This is a genomic window from Methanocrinis sp., from assembly GCF_049974945.1.
Classification (GTDB): domain Archaea; phylum Halobacteriota; class Methanosarcinia; order Methanotrichales; family Methanotrichaceae; genus Methanocrinis.
The window spans coordinates 1-4,871 of the sequence record NZ_JBNGCU010000108.1 but is presented as its reverse complement, the minus strand read 5'-3'; the positions used below and the strand labels follow the sequence as shown (position 1 = coordinate 4,871).

Sequence of the window (4,871 nt, the reverse complement as noted above, 5' to 3'; positions counted from 1 at the left end):
TCTCGCTGATCCTGGCCCCGAAGAGGATGGAGGCGAGAAACCACTTGAACCTGCCCGCAGGCGTGGTCAGGTCCGTGCCCAGCTCCTCAGAGCAGGGAGGAAATTCGGCGAGGAGTTTATCGATCTTATTCATAATAGTTACTATTATTTTAAAATCAATCTTTTTATACTTGGCGGCCATGCCTAGCATCAGAAGGGCCATCTTCACAGGCAGATCAGAAGATATAACCTAAAAGAAACTATGGGATGTTCAAACGAAAGAGGAGGTGATTGTGGCCGTAAACGCCATACTTAAGGCAGGCCGAGGATACCGACCAAGGTCCACGGTTTTCAGTAGAGCTAAATATAAATTTTTGGCAGTATAAAGCGCCTTTGGCGTTTATACTGCCAGACCATTCTCGCGATCACATCCGGCAGCATCCGTACGCCCAGCGGCACCACCGCTCACAACCGCAGTTGCAGCAGACCGAGGCGTTAGATAAGGCGGAACCACAGTTGGCGGCGATGCAGCCGATATAGCCGACGAGAGATGTGGTCTCTTGGCTGCAATTGTTGAACGACGCTCCGCACTCCTCACCGATCTCGGAAAGTTGGCCCAGGATGCAGGTCCACCAGCTCTTCGCCTCCACGATCTCGAGCTTTCCCGTAGAGCCTCCGACGTAATACTCCTGGATCGAGGAGACGTCGGCCTTGGGGGCCTCCAGGATGAAGGTGTAGGTGTTGGTATAGGCCCCCGAAGAGTCCCTCAGGGCGATCCGGCCGAGGGCGGCGGTCATCTCCGAGTCGGGGTTTGAGTACTCCTGGAGATAAAGCTCATAAGTCTGCTCGGAGTCCACCCCCTCCGGCTGGCCGGAGTAGGTCTGCTCGATCCCGAAGAAGTTGTCCGTCGTATCCTCTCGGTTAGGCGTGAAGCCGAGGCCTGTGAGATACTGGTCCGCCTTCTGGACTCGATCGTCCTGGGCCCGGAGATCGTCCATCGCCAGGCTGACATAAGATCCGGCCAGGATCTCAAACTCGCCGGTGGCGGCGATCCCGCCCTCTTCACCCTCGGCACAAATCGGTGGAGAGGCCACCAAAATCAGGCCGAATATCGTCACCAGTGAAACTAATGCAGTTATTCTCATATTTACCCCCCTCAACTCTGGCGGTGGCTGATCGTCATCGATTCAGTCATCGCCACATTTTTAGGGGCGTCCGGAATATATGACCTTTGCGCCAGTTTGATGGCCTGTTGTTCGAGTTCTGATGACCTTAAGCACGATCCATCTCCGCTCCGTCTCACCTATCCCACCCCCACATATAATATTCTGGAAAAAGTTTTTAATCGGTCCAGACCACATCTATCTTGGAGATGAACTATGAGCGAAGTTGAAGCTCTCTTGAAGGCCTCCATCGCCGAGATGGAGAGGATATTGACCAGCAAGACCGTCATCGGTGAGCCGATAACCGCCGGCGAGAAGACCGTGGTGCCCCTGCTGAGCGTCGGTGCCGCCTTCGGGGCGGGGGCGGGCTCCGGTAAGGGAGACGAAGGGGCCAGCGGCGGCGCTGGAGGAGGCTTCGGGATGAAGCCGGTGGCCGTGATCATCATCGAGGAGGATATGGTCCGGGTGGAGCCGGTCCGGGAGGGCAGCGGCTCCCTCGTCGACCGGGTGGTGGAGAAGATCCCCTCCCTGATCAAAAAGGAGATCGACGAGTGGGAGGATAGGAGAGAGGAGAAGAAGGAGAAGGGAAAAGAGTCTGAGGAGAAGGGTGGAGAGGGGAAGGGCAGAGGAAAGGAGAGGGGAAAGGAGATCAAAGTCGAGTAGGGTGAAGCCCCGCCATGCCCCACCCCGCGATCCTGAGCTCGGCGCTTCTGATCCTGGCCCCGCTTCTTATCTTGCTGATACTTCTCCTCCTGATTCCCATCGACCTGGAGGGAAGGGTGGCCAGAGGCGGGGTTTGTCCCGAGACCAGGATGAGGATAGGCTGGCTCTTCGGCCGCCTTTCCAAAGACGTCTTCAGCGTCGCCGAGCGGGAGCCCTCGGAGAAGGGGGAAGATCGGGACCCTGAAAGAGAGGACAAAGAGGGCGGAGAGGCCGAGAGGGGTCTGGGCTCGGCCAGAGTCATCCTCGAAGTCCTGAAGACCGACGGCTTTCTCGGAACCCTGTCACATCTTTTTAGGGGTCTATTGGGGGCGATTCAGGTCCAGCCCTTGAAGATCGATATCGCCATCGGCCTATCCGACCCGGCGGATACGGGGGAGGCCCTCGGCCTCCTCTGGGCCGCTCTATCCCCCATAGAAGCCCTGACCCCGGTGAGGTCGAAGATCGAGCCCGCCTTCTCCGAGGAGAGGCTGGAGGGGTCATTTGAGGGGAGGCTGAGGATCGTGCCCCTCAAGATCATCCCGCCTCTGGCCCACTTCATCCTCTCGCCTCCAGCCTGGCGGGCCGGCTTGCGGGCGATCAGAGCGAGGCGGGGGAAGAGGTGAAGTAGGTTGAAGCGAGACTCTCCGCCGGAGGGCGAAGGATGAAGGCTTTAATCTACGGGGGCGGAGCCGTCGGGCTGGGGGTGGCAAGCTGCCTGATCTCCTCCGGCGCAAAGGTCGACGTAATCGCAAGAGAGGGGACCGTCTCAGCTCTGAGGGAGGGAGGCCTGGTCCGGACCGGGATCTTCGGCTCTTTCGAGTTCGGGCCCGAAAAGTTCGGAGCGTACGCAACTTTGGACGAACTTCTTCAGGACGAGAGGCGGCACCTCCAAGATGGCGGCTGCGAAGACGGTCGCGACTGCGATTACGATTACGATTACATCCTCGTCTGCACCAAGTCCCACGGCTCTGAGAGAGCCGCCTCGGAGCTATCCCGCCACCCCCAGCTCCTCGGCGGCGACGGCAAGATCGTCCTCTTCCAGAACGGCTGGGGTAACGCCGAGATCTTCGCCAATCATTTTCCGAAAGATCTGATCTACAGCGCCCGGGTGATCACCGGCTTTTCGAGGCCCAAAAAGAACGTCGTCGAGGTGACCGTCCACGCCGACTCGATCCACCTGGGGAGCCTCTTCGGATCGGACCTCGCGCCGATGGCGCCTCTCGCGGAGGCGATCAGCAGGGGAGGGATACCCGCCAAGGTGGTGGAGGATGTGGAAAAGGACCTCTGGGCGAAGATGCTCTACAACTGCGCCTTGAACCCCCTGGGAGCCATCTTCCGCGTACCCTACGGCGTCCTGGGCGAGGAGCCCTCCTCGCGGGAGATGATGGAGGCGGTGATCGAGGAGATCTTCTCGGTGATGGAGGCGACGGGGCACAAGACCCACTGGTCGGCCCCCGAGGAGTACACCGCCGTCTTCTACGAGAAGCTCCTCCCCCCGACGGAGAGGCACGAGTCCTCCACCCTCCAGGACATCCGGGCAGAGAAGGCGACGGAGATCGAGGCCCTGAGCGGGGCGGTGGTCCGGCTCGGAGAGGAGGCGGGGGTCCCGACGCCCATAAACTGGACCCTCTACAAGATGGTCAAGTTCATGGAAGGATAACTGATCAGGGAGTTCATCCCCGAAGAAGCAACGCCAAATAGTGATTCACTCCTCGCCAAAGTAGTCCAGATCTACCTTCTTCACTCTGTAGGTGGCGACGTCGGCGACGCCTATGTCGTGATCGATCATGAACTGTGCGAGCCTCCCCCCATCGATCAGGACGATCTTCGGCTGCTGGATGGTCTTGACATAATCTTTCGCATCTTTGGTGAATTGTGAGGTTGTGATCAGAACGCCTTTTCCGGCTCTGTTGCCCATCAGGCTGCCGGCAAAGGCCTGGACCGTCGGCCTTCCCACCGTTCCCTCCCATCTCTTGGCCTGGATGTAGACGGCATCGAGACCGAGCTTATCCTCCTTGATGATGCCGTCTATGCCGCCATCGCCGCTCCTGCCGACGGCTTCGCCAGCATCCTTTCGAGAGCCTCCATAGCCCATGGAGACGAGGAGGTCCACCACAAGCTTCTCGAAGAAATCAGGGGAGCATCCCATTATCCGGTCCAAGAGATCCTGGGCCAGATCTCGTCTGAGGTCCTGGTAGCTGGTCTCCAAGATCTCCTCAGGGGTCTTTGTCTTGTCGGCGGCATCGCCCTCTAGATCGTTGTTGACTTCTTTGGATGCACCATCACGAAACTCCAGAAATTCGGGAAACTGTTCCAGGAACTTGACGTTGATCTCTGGCGGGTTCTCTTTCAGGACGGCAAGGCCCCTATCCTTTATCCGAAATTTCCCCCTTCCCGTGCTCTCCAAAAGTCCGGCCTTTTTAAGATATGTTCTGGCCCACCCTACCCTGTTGTTGAACTTTGCCTGCCTTCCGCTGGGAAGGAGCTCACGCCTATCCTCGTCGTTCAGCTCAAACTGATCCGCCAAAGTTTCTATTACCTCGTGAAGGCTGTGCTCTTCTCCGTCTTCCAAGACCTTCAGGAGGGGGAGCATCAAGCTCTGGTAGTCTGGAACCGTCATCTCTGCCGACCTCGCTGCATTTCCTAATTCAGTCCAGATAATTAAGTCCTGTGCTGTAATTAGTCTGTTTTTAAATATTCACACTTCCCTAGAAAAACTTATACCATCTCGAAACAGATAGTTAATAACTGGCGGAAAATAAATGTTCATCTCTGCCGAAATCCAAGATCCCTTGATCTCCCGCCGAACTCCACCCTCCTTCGAAAAATCCCAGGTTATCCTCATGTCCGAGAAAAGCGCCCCCTTCGACCGTTTCGCCTCCCTCTGCCAGAGGCTGGAGGAGACCACCTCTTCCTCCGAGATGAGGGACGAGCTGGCGGAGTTCTTCGCCGGGCTCCCGCCACGGGACGTCAAGATCTCCTCCTACTTTCTCCTGGGAAGGATCGGGCCCAAGTACGCCGACCTGG

Annotated in this window: 6 protein-coding genes; 4 read left to right on the top strand and 2 right to left on the bottom strand. The window is 57.8% G+C overall.

The genetic code is table 11. The annotated features are described in order from the left end of the window. Nucleotides 1-404 precede the first annotated feature (404 nt). A complete protein-coding gene (locus tag ACP5EL_RS09045) occupies nucleotides 405-1,124 on the bottom strand; it encodes a hypothetical protein (RefSeq protein ID WP_428402186.1) in 720 nt (239 codons plus the stop codon). Between the two features lie 234 nt (nucleotides 1,125-1,358). Between ACP5EL_RS09045 and ACP5EL_RS09040 the strand changes: the two genes are divergently transcribed. From ACP5EL_RS09040 to ACP5EL_RS09030, 3 genes are read left to right on the top strand one after another with little or no spacing between them, the layout of a single operon-like run. After that, complete coding sequence (locus ACP5EL_RS09040; RefSeq protein ID WP_428402185.1) at nucleotides 1,359-1,805, top strand: GerW family sporulation protein; 447 nt, start codon at nucleotides 1,359-1,361, stop codon at nucleotides 1,803-1,805. Between the two features lie 14 nt (nucleotides 1,806-1,819). Continuing rightward, entirely contained in the window at nucleotides 1,820-2,467 is a 648-nt protein-coding gene (locus ACP5EL_RS09035) for a DUF2953 domain-containing protein (protein ID WP_428402184.1), read from the top strand. Nucleotides 2,468-2,505: 38 nt separating this feature from the next. Further along, a complete protein-coding gene (locus ACP5EL_RS09030) occupies nucleotides 2,506-3,504 on the top strand; it encodes a ketopantoate reductase family protein (RefSeq protein WP_428402183.1) in 999 nt (332 codons plus the stop codon). A gap of 45 nt (nucleotides 3,505-3,549) precedes the next feature. Here the strand turns inward: ACP5EL_RS09030 and ACP5EL_RS09025 are convergent, their stop codons facing one another. Then, complete coding sequence (locus tag ACP5EL_RS09025) at nucleotides 3,550-4,464, bottom strand: restriction endonuclease (protein ID WP_428402182.1); 915 nt, start codon at nucleotides 4,462-4,464, stop codon at nucleotides 3,550-3,552. 223 nt (nucleotides 4,465-4,687) lie between these two features. Between ACP5EL_RS09025 and ACP5EL_RS09020 the strand changes: the two genes are divergently transcribed. Beyond that, nucleotides 4,688-4,871 (top strand): hypothetical protein (locus tag ACP5EL_RS09020; protein ID WP_428402181.1); only part of this gene is annotated, 184 nt, incomplete at its 3' end.